This window comes from Streptomyces sp. NPDC054765, from assembly GCF_053612065.1.
This window is the reverse complement of the sequence record NZ_JBSHBP010000115.1, coordinates 11,753-13,144: the sequence shown is the minus strand read 5'-3', so window position 1 is coordinate 13,144 and position 1,392 is coordinate 11,753. Positions and strand designations below refer to the sequence as shown.

Annotated in this window: 1 protein-coding gene; it reads left to right on the top strand. The window is 71.3% G+C overall.

Features of this window, described 5'->3' with window-relative positions:
- Window positions 1-884 precede the first annotated feature (884 nt).
- Window positions 885-1,307, top strand: coding sequence for a ricin-type beta-trefoil lectin domain protein (locus ACWGJY_RS36385; protein WP_453265180.1), 423 nt, complete (start codon window positions 885-887; stop codon window positions 1,305-1,307).
- Window positions 1,308-1,392 lie beyond the last annotated feature (85 nt).

The following is a 1,392-nucleotide window of genomic DNA, read 5'->3' as shown; positions in this document are numbered from 1 at the left end:
GCTAACGATCACTGCACCTGCCAGCGTGAGGACCTCACCGACGCATCACACCAGCCCCACTGAACTGCGGAAACGAGCTTGGCGGAGCCTCAGTGGAGATCCGCCCGCTGGAACGCCGGCCGCTGTCGCCACGCCACAGGTCGGGACGAGGTGCGGGCGGCCCTTGAATGCCCTGGCATGCATGTCGGCGGTATCGGGGGCCCGTTGACCGTATCGGTGCGCCCGTCGGCCTGCTCGGCGGACGGCTACTCCTCTGCGGCCCCGTTCGTCTTCTCGGCGGTCCCGTTCGTCTTCTCGGCGGTCCCGTCCGTGGATCGCTGCGCACAACAGCCCGTTGGGGCAGGGATGTTGTCCCCAACGGCCGATCCAGGGGGTAGGGCTGTCCCTGCTTCGTAGAGTCGGTGTGAGTGGCGCGCGGACAGGCACGGCCTCCGCGGCCACCGCCGCATCACGAAGGAGTGTCGAATTGTGCCTGTACTGTTCCCCCACATGTCCACCGGAGACACCGGGAACCAGGACGAGGACCCGCCACCTCACCGGCCGTCGGTGGCGGGGCGGGCGACGAAGGTCCCGGGGGCCGCAAACTGTCGCCGGGGGCCCGGATAGCGGCCGGTGCAGCCGCCGTTGTCGTCCTGGCCGGTGTGTCGGTGGGCTTCGCCGCGATCGTGCACAAGCTCGGGGGAGGTTCCACGGCCACCACCGCGGCCTCGTCGACGATCACGGGCGAAGCCGTGCCCCCGAGCCCCGGTGCGTCCTCGCCCCGGTCGGGTCACGTCAAGCTCCCGACGTCCCTGACGGCGGTGAAGCCGTCGCCGTCTGCCTCCGGGGACACGGTGCCGGGCACACCGAAGAGGACGGACTCGAAGCCGCCGGCCGGGACACCGGTGACCAAGAAGACCGAAGCCAAGAAGGCCGCTCCACCCGCGACCACGGGCGAGTCGGTGATCGGCTCCGCCTCCCATCGCTGCGTCAGCGTCGTCGGCAACGCGAAGCGGACCGGCGCGTCGATCGACATCTGGGACTGCGGGAGCCTGGCCGGGCAGAGCTGGACGCCCGGCGCCGACGGCACGTTCCGCACGCTGGGGATGTGCATGACGGCGAGCGGGACCTCGGACGGCGCGGCCATCACACTGGAGCCGTGCAACGGCTCTGCGGACCAGACGTTCCGCCTGAACGCGTCCCAGGACCTGGTGCGTTCGGGTACGAACAGGTGCGTCGACGTCACGGACGGCGCAACGCACGACGGTACACACCTCCAGCTGTGGAAGTGCGACGGCACCTCGAACCAGAAGTGGTACAACGGCTGAGCCGACCCGGCGGTGGGGGGGCCGGGCGGCGGGGGGCGGGCCCCCCGGGCCGCGGGCACAACCGTGGCGGGGGGGCGGGGGCCGG